The sequence below is a fragment of the Mycobacterium sp. DL440 genome, from assembly GCF_011745145.1.
Lineage (GTDB): Bacteria > Actinomycetota > Actinomycetes > Mycobacteriales > Mycobacteriaceae > Mycobacterium.
This window is the reverse complement of the sequence record NZ_CP050191.1, coordinates 4,426,038-4,451,818: the sequence shown is the minus strand read 5'-3', so window position 1 is coordinate 4,451,818 and position 25,781 is coordinate 4,426,038. Positions and strand designations below refer to the sequence as shown.

The 25,781-nt window shown below is 66.2% G+C and carries 29 protein-coding genes; 16 read left to right on the top strand and 13 right to left on the bottom strand.

Annotated features, from left to right (window positions below; all coding sequences use genetic code 11):
• Nucleotides 1-41: 41 nt before the first annotated feature.
• Nucleotides 42-596 (top strand): TetR/AcrR family transcriptional regulator, encoded by a 555-nt coding sequence (locus tag HBE63_RS21825; protein WP_166906609.1) that lies wholly within the window; start codon nucleotides 42-44, stop codon nucleotides 594-596.
• Here the strand turns inward: HBE63_RS21825 and HBE63_RS21820 are convergent.
• The 4 genes from HBE63_RS21820 to HBE63_RS21805 form a co-directional block, all read right to left on the bottom strand.
• Complete coding sequence (locus HBE63_RS21820) at nucleotides 582-1,556, bottom strand: NAD(P)-dependent oxidoreductase (RefSeq protein ID WP_166906608.1); 975 nt, start codon at nucleotides 1,554-1,556, stop codon at nucleotides 582-584. The genes HBE63_RS21825 and HBE63_RS21820 overlap by 15 nt on opposite strands.
• Nucleotides 1,557-1,636: 80 nt before the next feature.
• A complete protein-coding gene (gene fadD17 / locus HBE63_RS21815; protein WP_166906607.1) occupies nucleotides 1,637-3,148 on the bottom strand; it encodes a long-chain-fatty-acid--CoA ligase FadD17 in 1,512 nt (503 codons plus the stop codon).
• A 2-nt stretch (nucleotides 3,149-3,150) separates the two neighbouring features.
• Nucleotides 3,151-4,248 carry an acyl-CoA dehydrogenase family protein gene (locus HBE63_RS21810; protein ID WP_166906606.1) on the bottom strand — a complete coding sequence of 366 codons (1,098 nt, stop codon included), beginning with the start codon at nucleotides 4,246-4,248 and terminating at the stop codon, nucleotides 3,151-3,153.
• A gap of 13 nt (nucleotides 4,249-4,261) precedes the next feature.
• Nucleotides 4,262-5,440 (bottom strand): acyl-CoA dehydrogenase family protein, encoded by a 1,179-nt coding sequence (locus HBE63_RS21805; protein ID WP_166906605.1) that lies wholly within the window; start codon nucleotides 5,438-5,440, stop codon nucleotides 4,262-4,264.
• 165 nt (nucleotides 5,441-5,605) lie between these two features.
• Here HBE63_RS21805 and HBE63_RS21800 point away from each other — a divergent pair, with 165 nt between their 5' ends.
• From HBE63_RS21800 to HBE63_RS21745, 12 genes are all read left to right on the top strand, one after another.
• The gene (locus HBE63_RS21800; RefSeq protein WP_036391771.1) at nucleotides 5,606-5,797 is read left to right on the top strand and encodes a ferredoxin; all 192 of its coding nucleotides are present in this window, start codon (nucleotides 5,606-5,608) and stop codon (nucleotides 5,795-5,797) included.
• A gap of 12 nt (nucleotides 5,798-5,809) precedes the next feature.
• Complete coding sequence (locus tag HBE63_RS21795; protein WP_166906604.1) at nucleotides 5,810-6,727, top strand: 3-oxoacyl-ACP reductase; 918 nt, start codon at nucleotides 5,810-5,812, stop codon at nucleotides 6,725-6,727.
• Between the two features lie 270 nt (nucleotides 6,728-6,997).
• Nucleotides 6,998-7,762, top strand: coding sequence for an ABC transporter permease (locus HBE63_RS21790; RefSeq protein WP_166906603.1), 765 nt, complete (start codon nucleotides 6,998-7,000; stop codon nucleotides 7,760-7,762).
• Nucleotides 7,759-8,601 carry an ABC transporter permease gene (locus HBE63_RS21785; RefSeq protein ID WP_135452328.1) on the top strand — a complete coding sequence of 281 codons (843 nt, stop codon included), beginning with the start codon at nucleotides 7,759-7,761 and terminating at the stop codon, nucleotides 8,599-8,601. Before HBE63_RS21790 ends, HBE63_RS21785 begins: the two co-directional genes overlap by 4 nt.
• A gap of 6 nt (nucleotides 8,602-8,607) precedes the next feature.
• A complete protein-coding gene (locus HBE63_RS21780) occupies nucleotides 8,608-9,810 on the top strand; it encodes an MCE family protein (protein WP_166906602.1) in 1,203 nt (400 codons plus the stop codon).
• Entirely contained in the window at nucleotides 9,810-10,859 is a 1,050-nt protein-coding gene (locus tag HBE63_RS21775; protein WP_166906601.1) for an MCE family protein, read from the top strand. The genes HBE63_RS21780 and HBE63_RS21775 overlap by 1 nt, the downstream gene beginning before the upstream one ends.
• Nucleotides 10,852-11,910, top strand: coding sequence for an MCE family protein (locus HBE63_RS21770; RefSeq protein ID WP_166906600.1), 1,059 nt, complete (start codon nucleotides 10,852-10,854; stop codon nucleotides 11,908-11,910). Before HBE63_RS21775 ends, HBE63_RS21770 begins: the two co-directional genes overlap by 8 nt.
• The gene (locus tag HBE63_RS21765) at nucleotides 11,907-13,283 is read left to right on the top strand and encodes an MCE family protein (protein WP_166906599.1); all 1,377 of its coding nucleotides are present in this window, start codon (nucleotides 11,907-11,909) and stop codon (nucleotides 13,281-13,283) included. Before HBE63_RS21770 ends, HBE63_RS21765 begins: the two co-directional genes overlap by 4 nt.
• A complete protein-coding gene (locus HBE63_RS21760) occupies nucleotides 13,280-14,476 on the top strand; it encodes an MCE family protein (protein ID WP_305848708.1) in 1,197 nt (398 codons plus the stop codon). The genes HBE63_RS21765 and HBE63_RS21760 overlap by 4 nt, the downstream gene beginning before the upstream one ends.
• Nucleotides 14,477-16,168, top strand: coding sequence for an MCE family protein (locus HBE63_RS21755; RefSeq protein ID WP_166906598.1), 1,692 nt, complete (start codon nucleotides 14,477-14,479; stop codon nucleotides 16,166-16,168).
• Entirely contained in the window at nucleotides 16,168-16,866 is a 699-nt protein-coding gene (locus tag HBE63_RS21750; RefSeq protein WP_166906597.1) for a mammalian cell entry protein, read from the top strand. The genes HBE63_RS21755 and HBE63_RS21750 overlap by 1 nt, the downstream gene beginning before the upstream one ends.
• Entirely contained in the window at nucleotides 16,866-17,351 is a 486-nt protein-coding gene (locus HBE63_RS21745) for a mammalian cell entry protein (protein ID WP_166906596.1), read from the top strand. The genes HBE63_RS21750 and HBE63_RS21745 overlap by 1 nt, the downstream gene beginning before the upstream one ends.
• A 32-nt stretch (nucleotides 17,352-17,383) precedes the next feature.
• Here HBE63_RS21745 and HBE63_RS21740 read toward each other — a convergent pair whose 3' ends face one another.
• From HBE63_RS21740 to HBE63_RS21720, 5 genes are all read right to left on the bottom strand, one after another.
• Nucleotides 17,384-18,835, bottom strand: coding sequence for a trehalose-6-phosphate synthase (locus HBE63_RS21740; protein ID WP_166906595.1), 1,452 nt, complete (start codon nucleotides 18,833-18,835; stop codon nucleotides 17,384-17,386).
• Nucleotides 18,836-19,000, bottom strand: coding sequence for a hypothetical protein (locus HBE63_RS21735; protein ID WP_166906594.1), 165 nt, complete (start codon nucleotides 18,998-19,000; stop codon nucleotides 18,836-18,838). It abuts the gene before it with no gap.
• A gap of 45 nt (nucleotides 19,001-19,045) precedes the next feature.
• Nucleotides 19,046-19,435 carry an intersectin-EH binding protein Ibp1 gene (locus HBE63_RS21730; RefSeq protein ID WP_166906593.1) on the bottom strand — a complete coding sequence of 130 codons (390 nt, stop codon included), beginning with the start codon at nucleotides 19,433-19,435 and terminating at the stop codon, nucleotides 19,046-19,048.
• 106 nt (nucleotides 19,436-19,541) lie between these two features.
• Nucleotides 19,542-19,874, bottom strand: a complete 333-nt coding sequence (locus HBE63_RS21725) for a hypothetical protein (RefSeq protein WP_166906592.1) — start codon at nucleotides 19,872-19,874, stop codon at nucleotides 19,542-19,544.
• Nucleotides 19,875-19,930: 56 nt separating this feature from the next.
• Nucleotides 19,931-20,314 carry an intersectin-EH binding protein Ibp1 gene (locus HBE63_RS21720; RefSeq protein ID WP_166910049.1) on the bottom strand — a complete coding sequence of 128 codons (384 nt, stop codon included), beginning with the start codon at nucleotides 20,312-20,314 and terminating at the stop codon, nucleotides 19,931-19,933.
• A gap of 268 nt (nucleotides 20,315-20,582) precedes the next feature.
• Between HBE63_RS21720 and HBE63_RS21715 the strand changes: the two genes are divergently transcribed.
• On the top strand, nucleotides 20,583-21,491 hold the full coding sequence (locus HBE63_RS21715) for an enoyl-CoA hydratase (RefSeq protein WP_166906591.1): 909 nt from the start codon (nucleotides 20,583-20,585) through the stop codon (nucleotides 21,489-21,491).
• An 11-nt stretch (nucleotides 21,492-21,502) separates the two neighbouring features.
• Nucleotides 21,503-22,351 carry an SDR family oxidoreductase gene (locus HBE63_RS21710; protein WP_166906590.1) on the top strand — a complete coding sequence of 283 codons (849 nt, stop codon included), beginning with the start codon at nucleotides 21,503-21,505 and terminating at the stop codon, nucleotides 22,349-22,351.
• A 4-nt stretch (nucleotides 22,352-22,355) separates the two neighbouring features.
• On the opposite strand, the gene HBE63_RS21705 is transcribed toward HBE63_RS21710, so the two are convergent.
• A complete protein-coding gene (locus HBE63_RS21705) occupies nucleotides 22,356-23,243 on the bottom strand; it encodes an NAD(P)-dependent oxidoreductase (protein WP_166906589.1) in 888 nt (295 codons plus the stop codon).
• A gap of 41 nt (nucleotides 23,244-23,284) precedes the next feature.
• Here HBE63_RS21705 and HBE63_RS21700 point away from each other — a divergent pair, with 41 nt between their 5' ends.
• Nucleotides 23,285-23,719 carry a YdeI/OmpD-associated family protein gene (locus tag HBE63_RS21700; RefSeq protein WP_166906588.1) on the top strand — a complete coding sequence of 145 codons (435 nt, stop codon included), beginning with the start codon at nucleotides 23,285-23,287 and terminating at the stop codon, nucleotides 23,717-23,719.
• Here HBE63_RS21700 and HBE63_RS21695 read toward each other — a convergent pair.
• The 3 genes from HBE63_RS21695 to HBE63_RS21685 are packed head-to-tail and all read right to left on the bottom strand — an operon-like array spanning nucleotide 23,697 to nucleotide 25,781.
• The gene (locus HBE63_RS21695; protein WP_166906587.1) at nucleotides 23,697-24,203 is read right to left on the bottom strand and encodes a (2Fe-2S)-binding protein; all 507 of its coding nucleotides are present in this window, start codon (nucleotides 24,201-24,203) and stop codon (nucleotides 23,697-23,699) included. The genes HBE63_RS21700 and HBE63_RS21695 overlap by 23 nt on opposite strands.
• The gene (locus tag HBE63_RS21690; RefSeq protein WP_166906586.1) at nucleotides 24,196-25,083 is read right to left on the bottom strand and encodes a xanthine dehydrogenase family protein subunit M; all 888 of its coding nucleotides are present in this window, start codon (nucleotides 25,081-25,083) and stop codon (nucleotides 24,196-24,198) included. Before HBE63_RS21690 ends, HBE63_RS21695 begins: the two co-directional genes overlap by 8 nt.
• On the bottom strand, nucleotides 25,080-25,781 hold the full coding sequence (locus HBE63_RS21685; RefSeq protein ID WP_166906585.1) for an SRPBCC family protein: 702 nt from the start codon (nucleotides 25,779-25,781) through the stop codon (nucleotides 25,080-25,082). Before HBE63_RS21685 ends, HBE63_RS21690 begins: the two co-directional genes overlap by 4 nt.

The window sequence follows — 25,781 nt, the reverse complement described above, 5'->3', positions numbered from 1 at the left end:
CCCCGACGCTACCCGCGCGGTTTATGCGGTTGAATCGGGGAATGGCCGGCCGACCACGTGATGTCTCGATCGACGAGCGGGTGCTCGCGGTCACCCGTGAGTTGCTGGTCGAGGTGGGCTGGGACGATCTCAGCGTTCGGCTGGTTGCGGCCCGCTCCGGGGTGGGCAGGTCCAGCCTGAACCGGCGCTGGTCGTCGAAAGCGGAACTGGTGCTGCACGCGATACTCGGCGAAGCACCCGATATGTCACCGTTTTCCGATACCGACCTGGCCGGCTGGATCGATTGGGTGGTGCGCGGCAGCCATCAATTGTTCAGCCGCCCGGACGTGAGCGAGGCGGTGCCCGGGCTGCTGCTGGCGCTGCGTGAGAACGATGCGATGCGCAAGGCGCTGTGGGAAGGGTTCAGCGGGCCGGCGATCGAGATGTTCGCGGCCAAGGGTTACGGGACCCAATCGGACGCGAAGGCTGTGCTTTCCCTGGCGGCCGGGGCGGCGTTGTTCACTACCACGGTGGCCACTGACGACGATTCACCCGAACTGCAGCAGCGCCTGGTGCGGCTGCTCAGCCGCGCGCTGGGGGTGTCACCGGCCGAATGAGGCCAGCATCGCTGCCTGCGGCGAACGCCAGGCATCGATCCCCAGATCGGTGAGCGTGCTCTTGTCGTCGGTCGGGGTGGCGGCGGTGAGCAGCATGGCCGCCTCGTAGCTGATCCCGTCGCCGAGCGGCAGGACCCCGCCGAGCAGATCCGAGCACCAGCCGATGCCGCGGAAAAGGCTCGCCGGCACAGGGATTCGGCGGATCTTGCTCCCGGCTCCCTCTTCGAGCACGTCGATCATCTCGTTGAAGGACACCATCACGCCACCGCAGACATACCGCTTGGGGCCCCGCCTGGGGGACATCAGCCGCTCATGCACCAGCGCTACGTCACGCACATCGATCATCTGCATGCCGCCGGTCATCCGTGGCGCCACACCGGCCTTGGCGATTGGCGCCCAGCCGCGCTCGGTAACCCCGGCGGCGGTGAAGTACGCCGGGCCCACCACGCTCGACGGGTAGGTGACCACCACGGGTGCCCCGGCGTCCTGCAACCGCCGGGCGACCCGATCGGCATACGCCTTCGTCTGCGCATACGGGCTGCGGCCCGGTGCCGGCGGGGTGTCGGCGGAGATCACCCCGTTCGGCGGCGGGAACAGTGAGCTGTAACTGCTGACCGAGACGATGGGATCGAGCCCGAACTCGACGGCGCGGTTCAGCACGGCCTCGGTTGCGTGTGCGTTGATCTCCCACATCAACTTTTCCCGGCGTTGGTCGGTGCCGACGATGCCCGCGGCGTGAATCAGCGCGTCGCAGCCCGAGAGCAGTCTCCTGACGGTGTCGACGTCGCGGATGTCGCCCTCGAGCAGGGACATCTCGCCGAGCGCGGCAAGATGACCGATCACCTCGTCGTCACCGCATCCCGGTGCGACCAGCAGTCGGATGCGGTGTCCCGCGGCGAGCAGGCCTCGAACGGTGTGGGCGCCGAGATAGCCGGTGCCGCCGGTTACTGCGATATGCATGCTGCGCCTCCCATATTTCGATGCCGATGGTATCGAAAGGGGTAGCGGTACGACCGCCCGGGGTGACAGCGCGAAGAAGGCTAGCGGGAGATCGGCCAGACCGGGTCAGCGCACTCGGTGGCCTCCGCGGAGAGTTGCCGCTTGATCACCTTGAACGTCTCGGTGCGCGGCAACGCGGCGCCGACGCGCACATAGGACGGCCACTGCTTGGGCCCCAGGTCGGGCTGCTCAGCCAGGAAGGCGCGGAACTTCTCTGCATCAAACGGTGCGCCCGCCCCCAGGACCAGTGCGGCCATCACCTGATCACCCACATCGGGGTCGGGGATCGGGTACACGGCAACCTCGGCAACGTCGGGGTAGCGCAACAGGATTCGCTCGATCGGTGCGGTACCCAGATTCTCGCCGTCCACCCGCATCCAGTCACCGAGTCGCCCGGCGAAGTGTGCGTAGCCGTCCTCGTCGAGGTAGGCCAGATCGCCGGTGTGGTAGACGCCGCCGGCCATCCGGGCCGCCTCGGCGTCGGGATCGTTGTAGTAGCCACGGAACCAGCCGGCCCCCGTCGGGTTCACCAACTCGCCGACCACACCGGGCGCACACGGTTCACCGGTGTCCACATCGACGATCGCCACCTGATCGGTGAGCGGGCCGAGGGCGCTTTCGGGGGTGTCGGGGGTGCGGGCGATCGCCACACCGCCCTCGCTGGAACCGAATCCGTCGACCACGGTCACGCCAAACCGCTCGGCGAACCGGCTCAGGTCACGCGCCGACCCCTCGTTGCCGTAGAGGATCTTCAACGAGTTGTCGGCATCGTCGGGTGCCGGATCGGTGGCCAGGATGTAGGACAACGGCTTGCCGACGTAGTTGGCATAGGTGGCGCCGAAGCGCCGAATGTCGGGGATGAATCCGGATGCGGAGAATTTGCGCCGCAACGCAATCGACGCACCGGCAGCGGCCGCGACGGCCCAGCCCGCCATGATCGCATTGGAATGGAACAGCGGCATCGACAGGTACACGGTGTCGCCCGGCCCCAGCCCGAAGCGGTCGGCCAGCATCCGGCCCGGAAAGGCCACCTTGTCATGGGTGACCCGGACGGCCTTGGGATCACCGCTCGTTCCCGAGGTGAAGATGAGCATGAACAGGTCGTCGGCCGACACGTCGGCGAACGTCACCGGGGTGTCCCGGTACGACGCGAGTTCGGTTGCCCACCCGGCAGATTCGACATCGATGAAGTCCACCCCGGCCGGGACGGCGTCGGGGTTGTCGGTCAGCACCAGCTGGCAGTCGGCCTTGGCGATGTCGCGGGCCAGTGCCTCGCCGCGGCGGGTCTGGTTGAGCCCGACGGGCACCAGCCCGCTCAGGCTGGCACCCACCAACAGGCTGGAGAAGAACGTGGTGTTGCCCAGTAACGCCCCGACATGCGGAGGCTTGGCGGGGTCCAACCGTGCCCGCAGCGCCGCGGCGAGTTGCGCCCCGGCGGCGATATGGTCAGCCCAGCTGACGAACGAATCCTCTTGGTAGACACCACGGTCAGTGACGTCGGCCAGCGGGACCAGCAGCTCGGAGACTGTCGGATCGACGGTTGGACCCCCCATCCCTAGACCGGGGTGTCGGCGAGTTCGCGGCCGATGCTCAGCAGCTGCCCGGTGGCCCCGCCGACCCCGAACTCGGTCTGCTTGGCGGCCAGGAAGTACCGGTGCACCGGGTGGTCCATGTCGATGCCGACACCACCGTGCACGTGCACGGCGGTGTGTGCGACGCGATGACCCGCCTCGGCAGCCCAGAACGCCGCGCTGGCGACATCGATGTCGGCAGGCAGATCTTCGGACAACCGCCACGCCGCCTGGGTCAGCGTCAGACGCAGGCCCTTGACGTCGATGTAGCCGTCGGCCAGTCGCGACGAGACGGCCTGGAAGCTGCCGATCGGTCGGTCGAACTGCTCGCGCTCGCGGGCGTACTCGGACGTCAGCTCCAGCACCCGCTCCAGCACACCGAGCTGGAAGGCGCTGTGGCCCAGGGTCGCGTGCGTGGTGAGCCACTCCGCGACCTCAGCCCCACCGACGACGCGTGCCGCGTCCACGGTGGTGGCCTGCAGCTCCAGATGGGCGACACTGCCCTTGCCGGTGGTGCTCAGCACGCTGACCGTCACGCCCGGATCATCACCGGAAACCAGGAAAACACTGACCCCGGAATCGGTTTCGGCCGGAACCAGGAACGCGTCGGCGATCGGCCCGTAGTTCACCTGGGTGCGGGTGCCGGTGAGCTTGTACCCAGGACCGTCAGCCTGAGCTTGCACCGGGCCCTGACCCATCTCGCCGTCGAGGGCCACCGCGAGGATCTTGCCGCCGGCCACCGCAGGCGCCGCCCACTCGGTGCGCAGCTCCTCGGACCCGAACGCGGCCAGCGCGCCCGCGCCCAACACCACCGAATCCAGGTAGGGCACGGCGGCCAACTGGCGGCCCAGCGCGGTCAGCACGGCGGCCTGCTCCAGCACGCCGAAACCACCGCCGCCCACCGACTCGGGCGCCGCGGCCGACAGCACGTCGGCCTCGACCAGCTTGGCCCACAGGTCGGCGTCGAAACGCTGCTCGAGGCCGTCGAGCTCACGCTGACGTTCGGGCGTGCACACCGATTCGGTAATCGTGCGCACCAGGCCACCGAGGTCGGCGGCCGCTTCGGTCGTCTTGAAATCCATTGGTGTGCCGTCCTTACCGGTTCACTCGGGGCAGGCCGAGCGCGACCATGCCGATGATGTCACGCTGAATCTCGTTGGTGCCCCCGCCGAAGGTCAGGATCAGCGCCGAGCGGTGGAACCGCTCGATGCGGCCACGCAGCAGCGCGCCCGCGCTGTCCGGGCGCAACGTCGCCGCGGTGCCCAGCACCTCCATCAGCAGGCGGTAGGCCTCGGTGGCCAATTCGGTGCCGTACACCTTGGCCGCCGACGCATCCGCGGGTGAGGGGGCGGACGTGGCCGAGGCCAGCTCCCAGTTGATCAGCTTGAGAACCTCGGCCTTGGCGTGCACCCGGGCCAGGTTGAGCTGCACCCACTCGGAGTCGATGATCCGCTTGCCGTGCACGTCCTTGGTGTTCTGGGCCCACTCGCGGACCCCGTCGAGCGCGACATAGATCGGCTGTGAGGACACCAGCGCGACGCGCTCGTGGTTGAGCTGGTTGGTCACGAGCTTCCAGCCGGCATTCTCCTCACCGACCAGGTTGGTGGCCGGGATGCGCACGTCCTGGTAGTAGGTGGCGCTGGTGTCGACGCCGGACATGGTGTGCACCGGCGTCCAGGAGAAACCCTCGGCCGTGGTCGGCATGATCAGCATCGAGATGCCGCGGTGCTTCTTGGCTTCAGGGTTGGTGCGCACGGCCAGCCACACGTAGTCGGCGTAGGCGATGAGCGAAGTCCACATCTTCTGGCCGTTGACCACATAGTCATCGCCGTCGCGGACTGCGGTGGTCCGCAGGGCCGCCAGGTCGGTGCCCGCACCGGGCTCGGAGTAACCGATCGCGAAGTGCAGCTCGCCCGCGGCGATCTTGGGCAGGAAGAACTTCTTCTGTTCTTCGGTGCCGAAGTGCATGATCGTCGGCGCGACGCTGTTGATGGTCAGGAACGGCACCGGCGCACCGGCGATCGCGGCCTCGTCGGTGAAGATCAACCCATCCATCGGTGGGCGGGCCTGGCCGCCGAACTCTTCTGGCCAGCTCAGCGTCAGCCAGCCGTCCTTGCCCATCTGCGCGACGGTGTCGCGGTAGACGTTGCCGCGTCCCATCTCGCCCTCGGACGAGCTGAGAGCCTCGACCCGTTCGGGCGTCATCAATTTGGCGAAGTAAGCGCGCAACTCGCGGCGCAGCTCCTCCTGCTCAGGGGTGTAACCGATCCGCATTGCGCTGCATCCTCACTGCTTGTTAGACCTGAGTTCTCACCTGGTTGTAACACGTTCTAGTCTTAGGATCCAGGCCGGTGTCTGACTGGTATCCGTCAGGTGTGGTCGTATTCTGTGGCTGCACGCCCGCAGCCCCGTGCGTGCACACGTCGTGAGGAGGTCGCTATGCGAGTAGAAGTTGACCGTGATCGCTGCGAAGGCAATGCGGTCTGCGTGGGTATTGCCCCCGATTTGTTCGACCTTGACGACGACGACTATGCCGTGGTCAAGTCCGATCCGGTGCCTGCCGACCAGGAGGATCTGGCCGAGCAGTCCATCGCCGAATGCCCCCGTGCAGCCCTGATCCGAAAAGACTAGAGGTATTCATAAATGACCGACGACGCTCAGATCGATCTGTCCGGAAAAGTGGCCGTGGTCACAGGCGCGGCCGCGGGCTTGGGCCGTGCCGAAGCCATCGGCCTGGCCAAGGCCGGGGCGACCGTGGTGGTCAACGACATGGCCGCCGCGCTGGACGCCTCTGATGTGCTCGACGAGATCGCGGCCGCCGGCGCCAAGGGCGTCGCGGTTGCCGGAGACATCAGCGCGCGCTCGACCGCCGATGAGCTGGTCGCCACCGCCGACGGTCTGGGCGGCCTCGGCATCGTCGTCAACAACGCAGGTATCACCCGCGACCGGATCCTGTTCAACATGAGCGACGAGGAGTGGGACGCGGTCATCGCGGTGCACCTGCGCGGTCACTTCCTGCTGACCCGGAATGCCGCGGTCTACTGGCGCAACAAGGCCAAGGCGGGGGATGGCACGGTTTACGGCCGGATCATCAACACCTCGTCGGAGGCCGGACTGTCAGGTCCGGTCGGTCAGCCCAACTACGGAGCCGCCAAGGCGGGCATCACGGCGCTCACGGTGTCGGCGGCCCGGGCTCTGGAGCGCTTCGGCGTACGGGCCAACGCGATCGCGCCGCGGGCCCGCACGGCCATGACCGCAGGCGTCTTCGGCGACGCACCCGAAGTGGCCGACGGACAGGTCGACCCGCTGTCGACCGATCACGTCGTCACCCTTGTGCGATTCCTGGCCGCGCCCGCGTCCGAAGCCGTCAACGGTCAGCTGTTCATCGTCTATGGTCCAACTGTCACGTTGGTCGCGCCCCCCACGGCAGAGATGCATTTCACTGCGGACTCCGCTGCCTGGAACCCGGCCGAGCTCAGCGGGGCACTGCACGAATACTTTGCTGATCGTGACCTCGAGCGTGGATTCTCGGCCACCGAGCTGATGGCCTCGCGAGACTGACGGTCTCGTTGAGGGCCACTCAACGGCACTGGAACGCGTTCTATTCGAGGGTTGACCCCAGCTGTCCTGAGCTGGGAAAACTGCTGTTGAAGCCGATAATTTGAATTCTTTGACAGTGCGAACATGTTCTAGTTAATATGATCCGGCTCACTAAGAGCGCAATAAGACCAAGGGGTGGGAGGACAGCCACGACATGTGGCCGTCAATTTTTCGCTAACGCGAGTTTCCGCGAAATTTCCCCGCCCCAGTGCCCCGAGAACGGAGTCCAGGTTGATCGAACAGCTTGCGGTTCCCGCCCGGGCCGTTGGCGGTTTCGTCGAGATGTCCTTGGACACTTTTGCCAAGATCTTTCGTCGACCCTTCCAGCTCAAGGAATTCCTCGACCAGACCTGGATGATTGCCCGCGTCTCGCTGGTTCCCACGCTGTTGGTGGCCATCCCGTTCACGGTGCTGGTGGCCTTCACTCTCAATATTCTTCTGCGTGAGATCGGCGCAGCCGATCTGTCGGGCGCGGGTACTGCCTTCGGCACCATCACCCAGTTGGGTCCCGTGGTGACTGTGCTCGTGGTCGCCGGTGCCGGCGCCACGGCCATCTGCGCCGACCTCGGCGCCCGCACCATCCGCGAGGAGATCGACGCGATGCGGGTGCTGGGCATCGACCCGATCCAGCGACTGGTGGTGCCCCGCGTGCTGGCGTCGATGTTCGTCGCGCTGTTGCTCAACGGTCTGGTGTGTGCGATCGGCATCGCCGGCGGCTACGCCTTCTCGGTGTTTCTCCAGGGGGTGAACCCCGGCGCCTTCATCAACGGCCTGACCGTGCTGACCGGGCTCGGCGAACTCGTGCTGGCCGAGATCAAGGCACTGCTGTTCGGCGTGGTCGCCGGCCTGGTCGGCTGCTACCGCGGGTTGACCGTCAAAGGAGGCCCGAAGGGTGTCGGTAACGCAGTGAACGAAACGGTGGTCTACGCCTTCATCTGCCTGTTCGTCATCAACGTGATCATGACCGCTATCGGGGTTCGGGTGCTGGTCCGATGAGCTATGACGCCACCCTCCGCTTCCGGCGGCTGTTCCGCAGTGTGCCCAAGACCGTCGACAACATCGGCGAGCAGGCGCTGTTCTACGGCGAGACGATGCGGTACCTGCCCAACGCGGTCAACCGCTACCGCAAGGAGACCATCCGCCTGGTAGCCGAGATGACCATGGGCGCAGGCGCCCTGGTGATGATCGGTGGCACAGTCGGTGTCGCGGCCTTCCTCACCCTGGCCTCGGGCGGCGTCATTGCGGTTCAGGGCTATTCGTCACTCGGCAACATCGGCATCGAGGCCCTGACCGGCTTCCTCTCGGCGTTTCTCAACGTGCGCATCGTGGCACCGGTGATCGCCGGCATTGCCCTGGCGGCCACGATCGGCGCGGGCGCCACCGCCCAGCTCGGCGCGATGCGGGTGGCCGAGGAGATCGACGCCGTCGAAGCGATGGCCGTCCACGCGGTGTCCTATCTGGTGTCCACCCGACTGTTGGCCGGGCTGATCGCGATCGTTCCGCTGTACTCGCTGTCGGTGCTCGCCGCGTTCTTCGCCGCGCGGTTCACCACGGTGTTCATCAACGGGCAGTCGGCGGGCCTGTACGACCACTACTTCAACACCTTCCTGATACCGAGCGACCTATTGTGGTCGTTCCTCCAGGCGATCGTGATGGCCATCGCGGTGATGCTGGTGCACACCTACTACGGCTACAACGCCTCCGGCGGGCCGGTCGGCGTGGGGATCGCAGTCGGCCAGGCCGTGCGCACCTCGTTGATCGTCGTCGTCACCATCACCCTGTTCATCTCCCTGGCCGTGTACGGCGCGTCCGGCAACTTCAACCTTTCCGGGTAGGCGACGATGTCAGACGGAAACCCCAAGCCGCGCCGGCATGTCAGGATCGCTGCGGCAATCCTCGCGGCCATCGTGGCCGCCGCCGTGGTGTTCACCTACCTGTCGTACACAGCCGCGTTCACGCCGACCGACACCGTCAGCCTGACCGCGCCGCGGGCCGGCCTGGTGATGGAGCGCGATGCCAAGGTGAAGTACCGCGGCATCCAGATCGGCAAGGTCACCGAGATCGCGTACGCCGGCCACGAGGCGAAGCTGACGCTGTCCATCAAGCGCGGCGAGATGCGCTATATCCCGTCCAACGCCACCGTGCGGATCGCCGGCAACACGATCTTCGGCGCCAAGTCGGTGGAGTTCCTGGCGCCGGAGCAGCCGCAGGGCTCGCTTCGGCCGGGCAGCACGGTGGCCGCCAAGGACGTGCAGCTGGAGGTCAACACCCTTTTCCAGACGCTGTCGGACGTGCTCAACAAGATTGATCCGGTCAGCCTGAACGCCACGCTGTCAGCCCTCGGCGAGGGCCTGCGCGGCCACGGAGACGATGCAGGCGCGGCCTTGTCGGGCTTGAATTCCTACCTGCAGCAACTGAACCCGAAGTTGCCGACGTTGCAGGAGGACTTTGCCAAGGCCGCGGTGGTGGCCAACATCTACGGCGACGCCGGCCCGGACCTGGCCCGGATCATCGACAACGTGCCCGCGCTGAACAAGACGATCGTGGATGAGAAGACGAACCTCAACGCCACGCTGCTGGCGGCCACCGGGCTGGCCAACAACGGCACCGCCACCCTGGAGCCGGCGGCTGACGACTACATCGCGGCGATCCAGCGGTTGCGTGCACCGCTGAAGGTCCTCGGCGACTACTCCCCGGAGTTCGGTTGCTTCCTGAAGGGCAGTTCCATCGCGGTGGACCGGTTCGCTCCGATCATCGGCGGTATCCGGCCCGGACTGTTCGTCAACTCCAACTTCCTGCCGGGGTCCCCGGGCTACACCTATCCGGAGAGCCTGCCACTGGTGAACGCCACCGGCGGGCCCAACTGCCGTGGTCTTCCCGACGTGCCCACCAAGCAGTACGGCGGCACCTGGTACCACTCACCTTTCCTGGTCACCGACAACGCCTACGTGCCGTACCAGCCGAACACCGAGGTGCAGTTCGACGCACCCGCGACGCTGCAGTTCTTGTTCAACGGTGCGTTCGCAGAAAGGGACCGATTCTGATGACGTCCGGCGCGGGTACTGATCGGACCATGCTCAAGGTCGGCATCTTCACGGTTGCCATGCTGTTGGTGGCGGCCATGCTGGTGGTGGTCTTCGGCGAGTTCCGCTTCGCCTCGGCCCACAGCTACCACGCCACGTTCAGCGAGGCGTCGCGGCTGAAGGCCGGGCAGGACGTCCGCATCGCCGGGGTTCCGGTGGGCAAGGTCAACGACGTCAAGCTCAACCCCGACAACACCGTTGACGTCACCTTCGACGTCAACAAGCGGTACCAGCTCTACACCTCGAGCCAGGCCAAGGTGCGGTACCTGAACCTCGTCGGCGATCGTTTCATGGAGATCACCTCGGGCCCAGGGGAACTGCGCAAGCTGGCGCCCGGCGCGACCATCCCGGTACAGAACACCCAGCCGGCCCTCGACCTCGATGCCCTATTGGGCGGATTGCGGCCGGTACTGAAGGGCCTGGACGGCGCGAAGGTCAATGAGATCTCCAACGCGGTGATCGAGATGCTGCAGGGTCAGGGCGGCGCGTTGGCGAACATGTTGACCAGCACCAGCGCTTTCACCCAGAACCTGGCCGCCCGCGATCAGGTCATCGGCGACGTGATCACCAACCTCAACACGGTGCTGAGCACGGTGGACGAGAAAGGCTCTCAGTTCGACACCAGCGTCGACGAGCTGCAGAAGCTGATCACCGGTCTGTCCGAGGGGCGCGATCCGATCGCCGGTGCGATCGCCCCGCTGGCCTCGGCCGAGAACGATCTGACCGACATGCTGGAGAAGTCCCGCCGCCCGCTGCAGGGGGTCATCGAGAATGCCCGGCCGCTCGCACAGCGCATGGACGAGCGGAAGGGTGACATCAACAAGGTCATCGAGCCGCTGGCTGAGAACTACCTGCGGCTCAACGCGCTCGGTGCCTACGGCTCGTTCTTCAACATCTTCTACTGCTCGGTCCGCCTGAAGGTCAACGGACCGGCAGGCAGCGACATCCTGATTCCGTTCGGCGGCCCGCCGGACCCGTCCAAGGGGAGGTGTGCGCCGAAGAATGACTAGTTCGCATGAGTCGAATCCCGTGCGTACCGGGATCCTCGGCATCTTCGTGGTGGCGTGTCTGGTCCTGGTGTCGTTCGGCTACACCGGCCTGCCGTTCTTCCCGCAGGGCAAGCAGTTCGAGGCCTACTTCAGCGATGCCGGTGGGATCTCGCCGGGCAACGATGTCAACATCTCGGGCATCACGGTCGGCAAGGTCACCGACATCGCCCTGGCCGGCGATGCCGCCAAGGTCAAGTTCACCGTGGACCGCAACATCAAAGTCGGCGATCAGTCGCTGGTGGCGATCAAGACCGATACGGTGCTGGGCCAGAAGTCGCTTTCGGTGACCCCGAAGGGCTTCGGTACGTCGACGGTTATCCCATTGGGACGCACCACGACTCCGTACACGCTGAACACTGCGCTGCAGGATCTCGGGCAGAACGTCAGCGAGCTGGACAAGCCGAAGTTCGAGCAGGCGCTGCAGACACTGACCGACACGTTGCGTGACGCCACCCCGCAGTTGCGCGGTGCATTGGACGGCGTCACGAACCTGTCTCGCACCATCAACAAGCGGGACGAGGCTCTCGAGGGGTTGCTGGCCCACGCCAAGCGGGTGTCGGATCTCCTGGCCAAGCGAGCCGGGCAGGTCAACCAACTACTGACCGACGGCAATCAGCTGTTCGCCGCGCTCGATGAGCGCCGGCAGGCGCTCAGCAACCTGATCGCCGGTATCGACGATGTGTCCAAACAACTTTCGGGATTCGTCGCCGACAACCGCAAGGAGTTCAAGCCTGCGCTCGACAAACTCAACCTGGTGATGGACAACCTGCTGGAGCGGCGCGAGCACATCGGTGAGGCGCTCAAGCGGTTGCCGGGGTATGCCACCGCGCTCGGCGAAGTGGTGGGCTCGGGCCCCGGGTTCCAGATCAACCTGTACGGCCTGCCGCCTGCGGCCATCTCCGAGGTGCTTCTCGACACCTACTTCCAGCCGGGCAAACTGCCCGACAGCCTGTCCGACATGTTGCGCGGCTATATCTCCGAGCGGGTAATCGTTAGGCCGAAATCACCATGACCCAACAGAATTCGGTATCCGGTCGCAACCGGTGGTTGCGCATTGCGCTGGCCGCAGTGCTGCTGGCGGTCCTCGCCGTCGGCGTGTACCAGGTGTGGCCGTCACGCACCGGGCCCAAGCTCACCGCGTACTTCACCAACGCCGTCGGGTTGTACCCCGGCGACGAGGTGCGGATCGTCGGTGTGCCGGTTGGCACGATCGATTCCATCGAACCGCGGCCAACGGATGTCAAGATCGAGATGACCCTGGACCGCGGCGTCAAGGTGCCTGCCGATGCCAAGGCGCTGATCCTGTCGCCGAACCTGGTGTCGGCCAGGTTCATTCAGCTGACCCCCGCCTACACGGAGGGCGACGTAATCGCCGACGGCGCGTCGATCGGACTCGACCGCACCGGAGTGCCCGTCGAATGGGACGAGGTCAAGGAACAACTCACCCAGCTCAGTTCGCAACTCGGACCGCAGGCCAACTCGGTGCAGGGCCCGATCGCGGCGTTCGTCGACCAGGCCGCCACCACGTTCGACGGCAACGGCGACTCGTTTCGCAATGCGCTGCGCGAGCTGTCGCAAACCGCAGGCCGGTTGGGGGATTCGCGGACCGACCTGTTCGGCACGGTGAAGAACCTGCAGATCCTCGTCGACGCGCTGTCCAACAGCAACGAGCAGATCGTGCAGTTCACCAATCACGTGGCGTCGGTGTCGCAGGTGCTGGCGGACAGCGCCAGCGGCCTCGACGAGACATTGGGCACGCTGAACCAGGCCCTCGGCGACGTGCGTGGTTTCCTGAACGAGAACAACGATGCGCTGATCGCCCAGGTGGGCAAGCTGGCCGACTTCACCCAGATCCTCACCGACCACAGTGACGACATCGAACAGATCCTGCACGTCACGCCCAACGGCCTGGCGAACTTCTACAACATCTACAACCCGGCGCAGGGCACCGTCGGTGGGCTCCTGACCCTGCCGAACTTCGCCAACCCCGTGCAGTTCCTGTGCGGCGGCAACTTCGACACCGGCGCGAACCCGGACAACTACAAGCGTGCCGAGATCTGTCGCCAGCGGATGGGCCCGGTGCTACGCCGCATCACGATGAACTACCCGCCGGTGCTGTTCCATCCCATCAACAGCATCACGGCCTACAAGGGGCAGATCCAGTACGACACCCCGGCGACCGAGGAGAAGTCTGAGACTCCGGTGCCGTACCTGCAGTGGCAGAACGCTCCGGGCGTCACCCCGCCGCAGATCCCGCCGGACGCAACGCTGAGCTCGTTGATCCTGCCACCGGATGCACCCGCGCCGGCAGCCGGAACCGGAGTAGGGCCCGCACCCGGACCCGCAGCCGCGCCCGCACCCGCTGAAGCTGGTGCCGGCGGATGATGAAGGGTAAAGCATTGAGGGGTAAGGCATCCCGGATCGGCGGTCGCACGCTGGCGATCGGCAGTGGCGCCATGCTGCTGGCCGGCTGCCAGTTCGGCGGACTCAACTCGCTGAACATGCCCGGTACCGCCGGGCACGGGTCCGGTTCCTACACCATCACCGTGCAGTTGCCCGATGTGGCGACCCTGCCGCAGAACTCGCCGGTGATGGTCGACGACGTCACCGTCGGCAGCGTGTCGGGGGTGGATGCGGTCCAGCGCTCGGATGGCACCTTCTATGCGGCGGTGCAACTGTCGCTGAATGGTGATGTGAAGCTCCCGGCGAATGCCGTTGCGCGCGTTGCCCAGACATCGCTGCTCGGCTCCCAGCACATCGAGTTGGCCGAGCCTGTCGATCGACCGGCCGAGGGGCACCTGGGTCAAGGTTCCAACATCTCGCTGTCCCAGAGCGATCGTTATCCGACCACCGAGGAAGTGCTCTCCTCGCTGGGCATGGTGGTCAACAAGGGCAATCTCGGTGCGCTGCAGGACATCACCGATGAGGCCTACGCGGCCGTCGCCGGGCGGGCGGGGACCTTCGCCGACCTGATTCCACGGCTGGCCGAACTGACCGCGTCACTGGACCAGCAGACCAACGACATCATCGCGGCTGCCGACGGGTTGAACCGATTCGCGTCGATCCTGGCCCGGAGCCAGGACAGCCTGGGGCGCACGCTCGACTCGCTGCCCGGCGCGCTCAAGGTGCTCAACGACAACCGGTCCAACATCGTCGACGCGTTCACCGCGCTGCGCGGCTTCGCCCAGGTCGGCTCGCGGATCCTGTCGCAGACGAAGGACGATTTTGCGGCCGATCTCAAGGATCTGTATCCGGTGATCAAGGCGCTCAACGACAACGCCGACGACTTCATCAAGGACTTGGAGTTCCTTCCGACCTTCCCGTTCCATTACAAGTATCTGCGCCAGGCGGTGCGAGGCGACTACCTGAACGTGTACGTCACCTTCGACCTGACCCTGCGCCGGTTCGGTGAGTCGATCTTCACCACCGGGGGGTTCGACCCGAACATGCAGCACCTCAGCGAGGTGATCAATCCGCCGGACTTCCTGACCGGGGCGATGGCCAACCTGTCCGGTCAGGCCGCCGATCCGTTCAAGATTCCGGCCGGAACTGCCACCCAGCACGAGGAGAAGCCGTAGATGATCGACCGGCTCACCCGTATGCAGCTGATGATCTTCGGGGTCGTCACGGTGCTCACCGTGGGTGCAATCTCGCTGTTCTATCTGCACCTGCCCGCCGCGGTGGGCATCGGCACCTATCACGTCAACGCCAACTTCCTGGCCGGCGGCGGGATCTACCAGAACGCGAACGTCACCTACCGTGGCGTCACGGTGGGACGGGTGGATTCGGTCGGCCTGGCAACCGATGGCGTGGTCGCCAAGATGCAGCTCAACAGCAGCACAGCGATCCCCGACAACGTCACCGCCACGGTCAAGAGTGTCTCGGCCGTCGGTGAGCAGTACATCGATCTGATCCCGCCGGAGTCACCGTCGACCGACAAGCTCCGCAATGGCGCCACCATCAAACAGGAGAACACCCGGGTCGGCCAGGACATCGCCGGGATGCTGCACGAAGCCGACACCCTGGTCAGCAGCATCGGCAACAGCCGGCTGCAGGATCTGCTGCGCGAGACGTTCAAGGCGTTCAACGGGTCGGGGCCGGAGCTGGCCCGTCTGATCGAATCCTCACGGCTGCTGATCGACGAGGCCAACGCCAACTACGGTGAGACCACTCAGCTCATCGATCAGGCCGGGCCGTTCCTGGAAGCCCAGATGCGCAGTGGCGACAACATCCGCTCGCTGGCCGACGGGCTGGCCCGGTTCACCGGTGAGGTGAACAAGGCCGACCCGCAGCTGCGCGCCACCCTCAAGACCGTTCCGGGCGCCACCGAGGCCGCCAACACCGCGTTCAGCGGTATCCGGCCGACCTTCCCGGTGCTGGCGGCCAACCTGGCCAACTTCGGCCGCATCGGGGTGATCTACAGCAAGTCGATCGAGCAGGCGCTGGTGATCTTCCCGGCCCTGATGGCTGCGCTGAACACCGTGGCCGGCGGGGCACCTGCCGACGAGGGCGCCAAGCTGGACTTCAAGATCGACCTGCAGGACCCACCGCCGTGCAACACGGGCTTCATCCCGGCGACCCAGATCCGGTCACCGGCCGACGAGACGCTGCGCGAACTTCCGCCCGATCTCTACTGCAAGACCGCGCAGAACGACCCTGCGGTGGTGCGCGGCGCGCGCAACTACCCGTGCATGGAGTTCCCCGGAAAGCGGGCGCCCACCATCCAGCTGTGCCGCGATCCCAAGGGCTATGTGCCGATCGGCAGCAACCCGTGGCGCGGGCCGCCGGTTCCGTATGGCACGCCGATCGAGGACGGGCGTAACATCCTGCCGCCCAACAAGTTCCCGAACATTCCTCCGCAGGTGGATCCGGATCCGGGCCCGCCCGTGGTGCATCTGCCACCCGGGGTCGAACCCGGCCCCGGCCCCGCGCCGCACGCGCCGTTCCCGCTGCCGGTACCGCCGAACAAGCCGGGCACCCCGCCGCCGCCGTGGCCGTACTTCGCGCCGCCGGACCAGATCGTGCCGCCGTACGGACGGACGCCTCCCGGAGCGCCGGAAGCGGCACCCGCTCCGGCACCGGCTCCGGAAGCCCCATTACCGGCCGAAGCACCACCTCTGGCCGGCGCACCCGGAATGGCCACCTACGATCAGCACAGTGGGGTCTTCGCCGACGCCGACGGAGGCACCGGCGTGTACGCGGCCGGTGCCGACAATCTGGCGCCAGCGGAGACCTGGGTAGACCTGATGTTGGATCCAAGGCAGGCTTGATGACCGAAGAAACCGCCTCGAACACGAGGCCGGTGCGTAGGCGCGCGTCCAGGGCGGCCGGCCCCACGGGGGTTGGGACCGCCGGCGAGGTGACTGTCACCGCGCTGTCGGAGGAACCCTCGGCCGAGGCAACGGCCAGGCCATCCCAGCCGACACCGCTCAAGGCTCCCCCCCGGCGGCGCGCCCACCGCACCCTGGTGGCCCTGGTGGCGGCCCTGGTGCTGGGCCTGGGGACCGTTGCGCTGGGAGTGCTGGCCTACGTCATGCGCGATCAGCAGCATGCGGTAGACGCCGTGCAGGCCCGCGACGAGAGCTTCGTCGACACCGGCAAGCAGACCGTGATCAACATGTTCAGCTACACCCAGGACACGATCGACGAGAGCGTCAACCGCTTCGTCGACGGCACCAGCGGCCCGCTGCGCGACATGATGAGCCAGGGGAGCAACGCCGACAACCTCAAGGCGTTGTTCCGCGACACCCAGGCCAGCTCGGAGGCTGTGATCAACGGCGCGGCGCTGGAGAAGGTCGACGAGATCGCCGGGAACGCCTCGGTGCTGGTGGCGGTCCGCGTCACGGTCACCGACCTGGACGGCGTCAATTCCCCGACGCGCCCGTACCGACTGCGGGTGATCGTGCACGAGGACGACAACGGGCATATGACCGGATACGACCTCAAGTACCCCGACGGTGGAAACTGATGCGCTCTAAACTCAGTTCCCTGCTGATCGGCCTGCTCACGGTGGCGTTCGTCGGGTTGGCCGCCGTAGGTGGCTCGCTGTACTGGAACCGGGTGTCCCAGCGTGGCCAGGAGTCCGCCAGGGTTGAACTGCCGACGCTGGCAGCCGAGCAGATCCCGAAGGTGTTCGGTTACGACTACCAGACCGTCGAGCGCAGTCTGATGGAGACGTATCCGCTGCTCGCCCCGGACTTCCGGCAGCAGTTCGAACAGGACGCCACCGCCAAGGTGATCCCCGAGGCACGCAAGCGTCAGCTGGTCGTCCAGATCAGCGTCGTCGGCGTTGGTGTGATGGCGGCGCAGCGCGATTCCGGATCCGTGCTGGTGTACATGAACCGCACCGTGACCGACCAGTCCCGCCAGCCGCTGTATGACGGCAGCCGACTGCGCGTGGATTATCGCAAGATCGGCGGGGACTGGTTGATCAATGCGATCAAGCCGATCTGAGCCCAGCGCTCAAGCCGATCTGAGCCCAGCGCTCAGGCTGAATTCGCGCTTCCCAGCGCGGCCAGAAACGCGCGGGCCCACCGGTCGACATCGTGGGCCAGCACTTGGCGACGCAGTGCGCGCATCCGCCGCTTGCCCTCCTCTGGGCTCTGGCTCAGCGCCGCCTCGATCGCATCCTTGACACCCTCGAGATCGTGCGGGTTGGTCAGATAGGCCTGGCGCAGCTCGGCAGCCGCGCCGGTGAACTCCGACAGCACCAGGGCTCCACCGAGGTCACTGCGGCACGCTACGTACTCCTTGGCGACGAGGTTCATGCCGTCGCGTAACGGGGTGACCAGCATGACGTCGGCAGCGACGAAGAATGCGATGAGCTCTTCACGCGGCACCGGCCGGTGTAGGTAGTGCACCAGTGGGTGCCCGACCTCGCCGTACTCACCATTGATGTGACCGACCTGGCGCTCGATGTCCTCGCGCATCGCGATGTAACTCTCGACCCGTTCGCGGCTTGGTGTGGCCAGCTGGACGAACACGGTGTCGTCGCGTTTGATCCGGTCCTCTTCGAGCAGTTCGGTGAAGGCGCGCAGACGGACGTCGATGCCCTTGGTGTAGTCGAGCCGGTCGACGCCGAGCAGGATCTTTCGCGGGTTCCCGAGCTCGGCGCGGATCTGACGGGCCCGCTGCCGGATGCTGCGGTTACGTGCCTTGGCGTCCAGATCTGCCGAGTCGATCGAGATGGGGAAGGCCCCGACCTTGACGGTGCGGAACCCGTAGGACACCTCGCCGAAGCGCGACCGCACGCCCACCGACGCCCGGGTGGTGTTCGCCCCGGCCAGCCGCCGGGCCAGCACCAGGAAGTTCTGGGCGCCGCCGGGAAGGTGGAATCCGACCAGGTCGGCCCCGAGCAGCCCCTCGATGATCTCGGTACGCCACGGCATCTGGATGAACAGCTCGACCGGTGGGAAGGGGATGTGCAGGAAGAAACCGATGGTGACGTCGGGACGCAGCATGCGAAGCATCTTGGGGACGAGCTGCAGCTGATAGTCCTGAATCCAGACGGTGGCGCCGGGTGCGGCGGCCCGGGCGGTGGCCTCGGCGAAACGCCGGTTCACCTCGACGTAGCTGTCCCACCATTTCCGGTGGTACACGGGCTTGACGATGAGGTCGTGGTACAGCGGCCAGAGCGTCGCGTTCGAGAAACCCTCGTAATAGTTGGCCACGTCGTCCGCGGACAGCCGGACCGGAAACAGCTGCAGGTCGTCGTCGAGTATCGGCTCTTCGTCGCTGTCGGGAATGCCGGGCCAGCCGATCCACGCGCCGCGCCGTTTACGCAGCAGCGGCTCCAGCGCGGTGACCAGACCGCCCGGGCTCCGCTTGAAGGTGGTGCTTCCGTCCGGCAGCCGCTCCATGTCGATGGGTAGGCGGTTGGCGACTACGACGAAGTCGGAGTGCCCGGAGACGACCTGCCGGTCGTCATCCGGACTCACTCAGGCCTCGGTTTTCGACGGTCCAATGCCGAGCATCGAGAGGAACATCCGGCACTCGTCGGCGTCGGTGGCGTAGGTCGCGACGACGCGGCGGGCCTGTCTGGCGGTGCTGTCGGCGAGCGGTTCGACGTCGTCGATCTCGGCGGTATCAGGTTTCGCAGGCATGACACAACTGTAGGCGACCGGGAGAACCCCGGTCGCCACACGCTGTCAGCCGATGGAACCGTGCACTGTCGGGCTGCTGCCGACGGTCGACTCGGGCACGGGCTGCGGCCCCTCGGACTGCTGTTCCTCGGCCAGGCCGATGCACTCACCGGAGTTCGCGCCGGTGCAGGGGATGGAGCCGCCGCCGCCGGGCTCGTTCACGGCGGGCAGGTTGGGGTTGCCTGCGATGCTGCTGAAATTGCCGGGGGAGTTCGGCACGGTGTGCGGGACACACATGTTGGTGTAGAGGTCTTCTTCTTCGCCCGTGGGGCAGGCGATCGCCGGACCGGAAGACAAAGGTACGGAGAACGCGGCGATCGCTGGGGCGGCGGCCGCAGCGATTGCAAATCCGCCGGCAATGATCAGTCGTCGCATCGAGATCGGGAAGGTCGCCATCGTCACGCTTTCTCTAGGTATTCGATTGTTTCGTTGCTGGGATTCTAAGGAAGCTGAGAAAGTTCTGCATTAGTTCTATGAGGTAGCTGGGACCCCTCGGGGGTTACTAGGGGCTGGCGCTGATGGTTGAGCGCGGAATCGGTTGCGGTCCTTCGGACTCGTCCTCTTCGGCCAGGCCGATGCATTCCCCGGCATTGTGGCCGGTGCACGGGATGGCTCCGCCTCCGCCGGGTAGGTCTACGGCCGGCAGGTCCGGATTGCCGGGGATGCCGCTGAACGGAGACGGTGAGTTCGGCACCAGGAACGGGGTGCAGGTGGTCGTGTAGACGTCCTCATCCTCACCGGAGGTGCAGGTTGCCTGGGCCACCGGCGCGCCGAGCAGGAGGAACAGCGCGCAGCCGGCACCGGACAGTGCGGCGGGTACAACGACCGAATTCACCTCCGCAGTCTAGGACTGCTGAGGGTTTACTGTGCGGTGTCTGCGGCCGCGCTGTGTCAGCCGATGGAACCGTGCACGGTCGGGCTACTGCCGACGGTCGACTCGGGCACGGGCTGCGGCCCCTCGGACTGCTGTTCCTCGGCCAGGCCGATGCACTCACCGGAGTTCGCGCCGGTGCAGGGGATGGAGCCGCCGCCGCCGGGCTCGTTCACGGCGGGCAGGTTGGGGTTGCCTGCGATGCTGCTGAAATTGCCGGGGGAGTTCGGCACGATGTCGGGGACGCACACGTTCGTGAAGGTGTCCTCGGTTTCCCCGTTGGGGCATGAGGCCAGTGACTGCGAGGGTGTCGAGAGCACCGTCATGGCGGGGGCCGCGGCGATGGCTGCGGCGAAGCCTGCCGCGACGGCGAAGCGACGGATGTGGGACGGGGAGATGGCCATTGTCATGCTTTCTCTTCAAGGCCTGAAAAGGTTTGCTGAATACCCGGCCGCGGTGGTCCGATCACGGTTGTCCGTGAAGTCTTCTTGTCTTTCATATTTTACGCTCTACAAGGGTAAATCGCTGTGCAAACGGTTCCAGCACGGCCATGTGGGGTGGCGTGCTGTGAAGCTGCTGCATGATAGCTGTGATCCCGGTGTGAGCCGGGTTACGTGATACACGTAATGTGCAGTCCGTAACTTACTTACCCTGACTAAGAGGTGGTCCGATATGGCCGGTCCCGATGACACAGCCCGTCAGGTCGAATACGAGACACTCGACGACGGCCGCATCGCCAGGATCTGGCTGAACCGTCCGAATGCGCAGAACGCCCAGTCGCGGACCTTGCTGGTGCAACTCGACGAGGCGTTCGGCCGGGCCGAGGCCGATGATGCGGTCCGCGTGGTGATCCTGGCTGCACGTGGCAAGAACTTCTCGGCCGGCCATGACCTCGGTTCCGAAGAGGCCCTGGCCGAACGTACGCCGGGCCCGGCGCAGCACCCGACCTTCCGCTCCCACGGTGCCACTGCCGCCGGCGTCACCGAGCGGACATATCTGCAGGAATGGCACTTCTACTTCGAGAACACCCGGCGTTGGCGCGATCTGCGCAAGATCACCATCGCACAGGTGCAGGGCAACGCGATCTCAGCGGCCCTGATGCTGATCTGGGCCTGCGACCTGATCGTGGCCGCCGATGACGCGAAGTTCAGCGATGTCGTCGGGGTGCGAATGGGGATGCCGGGGGTCGAGTATTACGCCCACCCGTGGGAGTTCGGCGCCCGCAAGGCCAAAGAGCTACTGCTGACCGGTGATTCGATCGACGCGGATGAGGCGTACCGGTTGGGCATGGTGTCCAAGATCTTCGCGCGCGACGAGCTTGAAGACAAGACACTGGAATTCGCACGGCGCATCGCCGAGCGGCCGACGATGGCCGCCTTGCTGGTCAAGGATTCTGTCAACGCGGCGAGCGACGCGATGGGCTTCACCGAAGCGCTGCGCCATGCATTCCACATTCACGAACTCGGGCACGCGCACTGGGCGTCAGTCAACGAGAACCGCTGGCCGGTGGGGATGCCGCCCGATGTTCCAGACTGGCGGACGTTGGGGGCCCCGAAACCGGCCCAGCGCGATACACCATAGGGATGAGTCAAATGGAACTGTCGTTGAAGGATCGCACCTACCTCGTCACCGGTGGCGGTAGCGGCATCGGTAAGGGCGCCGCGGCTGCCATCGTCGCCGCAGGCGGCAACGCCATGTTGCTCGGACGCAACGCCGACAAGCTGAGCGCTGCTGCTGACGAATTGAACGCCGGGCTCGGTACCGGTGGTGGATCGGTGCGCTACGAACCTGCCGACGTCACCAACGAAGACGAGGTCCGCCGCGCCGTCGACGCGGCCACTGCCTGGCATGGCCAGCTACACGGTGTGGTGCACAGCGCCGGTGGTTCGCTCACCATCGGGCCGATCACCCAGATCGACTCCGAACTGTGGCGCCAGACGGTTGATCTGAACGTCAACGGCACGATGTATCTGATCAAGCACGCCGGCCGGGAGATGGTCCGTGGTGGTGGTGGCTCGTTCGTCGGCATCTCCTCGATCGCATCGAGCAACACCCACCGGTGGTTCGGCGCATACGGCGTGAGCAAAGCGGCGTTCGACCATCTGCTCAAGCTGGCCGCGGACGAGCTCGGGCCGTCGTCGGTGCGGTTCAACAGCATCCGTCCCGGCTTGACCCGCACCGAGATGGTCGGCCCGGTGTTCGAACTCCCGGCAGCCCGCGAGGACTACGAAGCCTGCACGCCGATGCCGCGGTTCGGCGAGGTCGAGGACATCGCCAACCTGGCGGTGTTCCTACTCAGCGACGCCGCGGGCTGGATCACCGGTCAGGCCATCGGTGTTGACGGCGGGCACGCTCTGCGCCGCGGCCCCGATATCTCGGGAATGCTGGAACCGCTGTACGGCGCCGACGGCCTGCGCGGAGTCGTCGCAGCAGACTCCTAGGGAGCTAGGCCGGAGGTTTTCCTCCGGCCTCCCACGCGCTGAGTGCACCTACCGCCGACCAGTCCAATTCGCCGCCGCCGGTGGCCAGCAGCGTGAGGAAACGGTCACGAAGCAGGCTGGCGACGGGGAGCGGCACCTCTAGCGCCTCGCCCGCACTCAGGGCCAGCTTGACGTCTTTGAGGCCCAGGGTGGCGGCGAAACCGGCCGGGGTGAATTCCTCGCGGGCCAGCAGCCCGCCGTAGGTGCGATACACGGGCGCGTCGAACAACGTGGAGGTCAGCAATTCCACGTACTGCTCCTTGTCCACCCCCGCCTTGCTTACGAGTGCCATTGCCTCACCGAGGGATTCGATCACCGAGGCGATCAGGAAATTTCCGCTGATCTTCACCAGGTTGGCAGCTTGAGGTTCGTCCCCGAGCACGAACGTGCGCTGCCCGATCGCATCAAAAATCGGCGACACCGTCTCGACAGTTGCCGGGGCGCCGGCCGCCATGACGAACAACTTGGCCGCTGCGGCCGCATCAGGACGTCCGAACACCGGTGCGGCGACGAATCCCTGGCCCGCCCCGCCATGGGCCTCGGCCAGCCGCTGGGCCAGCGCGACACTGATGGTCGATGACGAGACGTGAACGGCACCTTCGGACAGGGAGGCCACCACGCCACGATCCCCGAATGTCACCGCCTCAAGCGCGTCGTCGTTGGCGAGCATGGTGACGACGACATCGCCCTGACAGGCGTCGGCCACCGAAGCTGCCGGTCGTGCCCCCTGGGCGGCCAGCGCGGTCACCTTGTCTGGGGAACGGTTGTACGCGGTGACCTCGTGTCCGGCCTTGAGCAGGTTGGCGGCCATGGCCGCGCCCATGTTGCCCAGGCCGATGAATCCGATCTTCATCCCTCCACTCTTACCGGCTACGTTTGGCCAAGGGAGGATTCATGAAGTTCTCGACCACGATGTTCCAGGACGGCAACAACACCGGTATCGAGGTACCCGCTCACGTGGTGGAGGCGCTGCAAGCAGGAAAGCGCCCCGCAGTCGTGGTCGACGTGAACGGCTACCGGTACCGCTCGACGATCGCGCCGATGGGCGGCAAGTTCCTGATTCCGTTCAGCGCCGAGCGTCGCAACGAGTCCGGTATCGGCGGTGGCGATGCCATCGACGTGGACCTGACTGTCGACATCGAACCGCGCACCGTGGAGGTGCCCGATGATCTGCGGGCCGCCCTGGCGGGATCAGCGGGGGCCGCCGCCAAGTGGGAACGCCTGTCTTACAGCAAGCAGAAAGCCCACGTCACGGCGGTTCAAGGAGCCAAGGCCGCTGAGACCCGATCCCGGCGCATCGCGAAAGTCATTGCTGAGCTAGAGGTTTGAGCTCGGCAGTGTTCTCAGCGTGGTTGCAGGCCCGGTGCACGGCGTTGACGATGCCCTGGTAGCCGGTGCACCTGCAGAAGTTGCCCGAGAGACCCTCGCGGATCTCCGCATCGGTGGGGTTCGGGTTGTCGCGCAGCAACGCGGTGATCGAGGTGACGAATCCCGGGGTACAGAAGCCGCACTGCAGTCCGTGGCATTCCTTGAGGGCGGACTGCACCGGAGACAGCTCGCCACCCGGGCCGGCGATGCCCTCGACCGTCGTCACCTCCTGACCGTCCACCTGAACCGCGAACACCAGGCACGACCGGACCGCCTGGCCGTCCAGCAGGACCGTGCAGGCACCGCAGGCGCCGTGCTCGCAGCCGAGGTGGGTACCGGTGAGGCCGCAGTTGTCCCGCAGGAAATCGGCCAGCGTTACGCGGGGCTCGACAACATCCTGGTAGTCACGGCCGTTGACCGAAAGCGCAACCGGAAGTTCATGCATTGAGGGCCTCCTCGGTGGCGTGGGTGATTGCCTGGGTCCAGGCTCGGGACACCATGGCGGCGCCGATCCGCGCCCGGTAGGAGGCCGATCCCTGCAGATCGGAAGGAATGTCGGTGAGCTCGGACATCGCCAGCCGGCCGATCTCGTCGGCGGTGATGCCGCCGATCGGAGTGCCGAGCACCGCAGCCTCAGCTCCGGTGGCGCGCAGCGGCGTGGAGCCCAGCCCCAACAGGCCGATGCCGCAGCGGGTGATCCGGTCGTCCTCGTCGAGCTCGAACCCGACCACCGCGCCGGCGATCGCGAAATCGCCGTGGCGACGGGCAAATTCGGCGATCCCGAATCCGCAGCGGCCCGACGCCACCGGGAAGCGCACCGCGGTCAGGATCTCGTCGGAGGCCAACGAGGTCTCCCACAGGCCGGTGAAGAACTCCGTGGCCGGGATCTGGCGGGTGCCGCGCGCCGAGGTGGCCTCGATGGTCGCGTCGAGGGCCAGTGCGACGGCCGCGTACTCGGCGGCCGGATCGGCATGTGCGATGGCACCGCCCAGGGTGCCGCGGCTGCGGATTTGGAAGTGCCCGATGTGCGGCGTGGCCATGGTCAGCAGCGGGACCGAATCGGCGACTTCGTCGTCCAGTCCGACCATCGCGTGCGGGGTGGCGGCGCCGATCCGAACCTCGTTGCCCTGCAGTGATATATCGTTCAATTCGGGCAGCCGTGAGATGTCGATCAGGTTCTCGAAGTGCGTCAGGCGCATGGCCAGCATGGGCACCAGGCTCTGCCCGCCCGCGATTATCTTGGCGTCCTCGCCGAACTCGCCGAGCATGGACACTGCCTCGGTCACCGTCTCGGGCCGGTGATACGCAAACGGGGCGGACTTCATGACACCAACCGGAGCAGCGCGGCGTGCAGGTCCTCGGTGGTGAGTCCGCTGCTCTTCCGCTTGTTGCGACCGGCCCGGCCGAACAGGAAGCCGAGCACACCTGCGGCGGCGACCGCGCCGATGGCCGGGGCGAAGCGTTTGGCCATCGGCACCGCCATCACCTTGGCCAGGGCCAGCGCGTTGATCGGGGCCGCTTCCTGCGGCGCCTGTTCGGATGACCCTGCGGCGGAGCCGGTTTCAGCCAAAGGAGCGGTGCCACCGAGCAACTCGGTCTCCAGGCTCTTGGCGAACTGGTCGATCAGGCTGCCCGACACATCGGCCAGCACGCCGCGGCCGAACTGGGCGGCCTTGCCGGAGATGGCCAGATCTGTGGTGACGACAACCAACGTGGCATCGCCCTCGTCCTTCAGTTGGGCCGTCACGATGGCCGAGGCGGTGCCGTTGCCGCGGGTCTCCTTGCCGTTGGCCTTGAGCACGACCCGTTGGGCCGCGGCGTCCTTTTCCTGGAACGTCGCATTGCCCTGGTAGGACACCGTGATCGGGCCGACCTTGACCTTGACCGCACCGGTGAAGTCGTCACCGTCCACGCTCAGGAGGGTAGCGCCGGGCAGACACGGGGCGACGCGTTCGACGTCGGTGAGAACCTCCCAGGTTTTCGCCACCGGTACCGCGACCCGGAATTCGTTGTTGAGCTCCAC

Excerpts from the sequence above, each read along its gene's own strand:
- HBE63_RS21825 (WP_166906609.1), top strand. The coding sequence starts at position 42 with ATGGCCGGCCGACCACGTGATGTCTCGATCGACGAGCGGGTGCTCGCG.
- HBE63_RS21820 (WP_166906608.1), bottom strand. The coding sequence starts at position 1,556 with ATGCATATCGCAGTAACCGGCGGCACCGGCTATCTCGGCGCCCACACC.
- fadD17 (WP_166906607.1), bottom strand. The coding sequence starts at position 3,148 with ATGGGGGGTCCAACCGTCGATCCGACAGTCTCCGAGCTGCTGGTCCCG.
- HBE63_RS21810 (WP_166906606.1), bottom strand. The coding sequence starts at position 4,248 with ATGGATTTCAAGACGACCGAAGCGGCCGCCGACCTCGGTGGCCTGGTG.
- HBE63_RS21805 (WP_166906605.1), bottom strand. The coding sequence starts at position 5,440 with ATGCGGATCGGTTACACCCCTGAGCAGGAGGAGCTGCGCCGCGAGTTG.
- HBE63_RS21800 (WP_036391771.1), top strand. The coding sequence starts at position 5,606 with ATGCGAGTAGAAGTTGACCGTGATCGCTGCGAAGGCAATGCGGTCTGC.
- HBE63_RS21795 (WP_166906604.1), top strand. The coding sequence starts at position 5,810 with ATGACCGACGACGCTCAGATCGATCTGTCCGGAAAAGTGGCCGTGGTC.
- HBE63_RS21785 (WP_135452328.1), top strand. The coding sequence starts at position 7,759 with ATGAGCTATGACGCCACCCTCCGCTTCCGGCGGCTGTTCCGCAGTGTG.
- HBE63_RS21780 (WP_166906602.1), top strand. The coding sequence starts at position 8,608 with ATGTCAGACGGAAACCCCAAGCCGCGCCGGCATGTCAGGATCGCTGCG.
- HBE63_RS21775 (WP_166906601.1), top strand. The coding sequence starts at position 9,810 with ATGACGTCCGGCGCGGGTACTGATCGGACCATGCTCAAGGTCGGCATC.
- HBE63_RS21770 (WP_166906600.1), top strand. The coding sequence starts at position 10,852 with ATGACTAGTTCGCATGAGTCGAATCCCGTGCGTACCGGGATCCTCGGC.
- HBE63_RS21765 (WP_166906599.1), top strand. The coding sequence starts at position 11,907 with ATGACCCAACAGAATTCGGTATCCGGTCGCAACCGGTGGTTGCGCATT.
- HBE63_RS21760 (WP_305848708.1), top strand. The coding sequence starts at position 13,280 with ATGATGAAGGGTAAAGCATTGAGGGGTAAGGCATCCCGGATCGGCGGT.
- HBE63_RS21755 (WP_166906598.1), top strand. The coding sequence starts at position 14,477 with ATGATCGACCGGCTCACCCGTATGCAGCTGATGATCTTCGGGGTCGTC.
- HBE63_RS21750 (WP_166906597.1), top strand. The coding sequence starts at position 16,168 with ATGACCGAAGAAACCGCCTCGAACACGAGGCCGGTGCGTAGGCGCGCG.
- HBE63_RS21745 (WP_166906596.1), top strand. The coding sequence starts at position 16,866 with ATGCGCTCTAAACTCAGTTCCCTGCTGATCGGCCTGCTCACGGTGGCG.
- HBE63_RS21735 (WP_166906594.1), bottom strand. The coding sequence starts at position 19,000 with ATGCCTGCGAAACCTGATACCGCCGAGATCGACGACGTCGAACCGCTC.
- HBE63_RS21730 (WP_166906593.1), bottom strand. The coding sequence starts at position 19,435 with ATGGCGACCTTCCCGATCTCGATGCGACGACTGATCATTGCCGGCGGA.
- HBE63_RS21720 (WP_166910049.1), bottom strand. The coding sequence starts at position 20,314 with ATGGCCATCTCCCCGTCCCACATCCGTCGCTTCGCCGTCGCGGCAGGC.
- HBE63_RS21715 (WP_166906591.1), top strand. The coding sequence starts at position 20,583 with ATGGCCGGTCCCGATGACACAGCCCGTCAGGTCGAATACGAGACACTC.
- HBE63_RS21710 (WP_166906590.1), top strand. The coding sequence starts at position 21,503 with ATGGAACTGTCGTTGAAGGATCGCACCTACCTCGTCACCGGTGGCGGT.
- HBE63_RS21705 (WP_166906589.1), bottom strand. The coding sequence starts at position 23,243 with ATGAAGATCGGATTCATCGGCCTGGGCAACATGGGCGCGGCCATGGCC.
- HBE63_RS21700 (WP_166906588.1), top strand. The coding sequence starts at position 23,285 with ATGAAGTTCTCGACCACGATGTTCCAGGACGGCAACAACACCGGTATC.
- HBE63_RS21695 (WP_166906587.1), bottom strand. The coding sequence starts at position 24,203 with ATGCATGAACTTCCGGTTGCGCTTTCGGTCAACGGCCGTGACTACCAG.
- HBE63_RS21690 (WP_166906586.1), bottom strand. The coding sequence starts at position 25,083 with ATGAAGTCCGCCCCGTTTGCGTATCACCGGCCCGAGACGGTGACCGAG.